1 pseudogene is annotated in these 587 nt (G+C 52.6%); it reads left to right on the top strand.

What is annotated here, in order from left to right:
- Positions 1–2 precede the first annotated feature (2 nt).
- Positions 3–587: pseudogene (locus AC1RJ3_RS29640) on the top strand (transposase family protein); the annotation flags it as partial.

The following is a 587-nucleotide window of genomic DNA, read 5'->3' as shown; positions in this document are numbered from 1 at the left end:
TAATGGAATCAGCAAAAAGGCGTAGTCAGCGAGACTACACGCTGACTTTTAAATTGTCGGTCGTCGACCAGGTCGAAAAAGGCGAGCTGAGTTATAAAGAGGCTCAGGAGCGCTACGGGATTCAAGGCAAAACGACCGTTCTGACGTGGTTACGCAAGCACGGTCGGCAAGATTGGAGCCCAGGCACATACATTGGCTCGCCGAGGATGGGGTCTATGCCCGACAAAAACCGACCATTAACGCCAGAGCAACGCATCAAAGAGCTTGAAGAGCAGCTAGCTCTGTCCAATCAGAAAGCGCAGTTTTTCGAAGCTGTCGTGGATGTCTTGAAGAATGACTACGGCCTTTCTGTCATAAAAAAGCGTCCCGGCAAGTCCTCGCGCAAAAGCGAGTCCAAAACCTGAGTATCAGCAGGGCTTGCCAGTTCATGGGGATAAGCCGACAGGCTTACTACAAACGCAATCGCGCCGATGCTGCTCGTCTCGTTCTGGACCAGAAAGTTGCCGACTTCGTTCAGCAAAAGCGTCAGCGACAGCCGCGCTTGGGCACCCGAAAGCTGCATTACTTGCTGCATTGCCAGCCTCAAC

Source organism: Pseudomonas sp. GW822-FHT04C11 (assembly GCF_058800905.1).
This window is presented reverse-complemented; position numbering and strand designations above follow the sequence as displayed.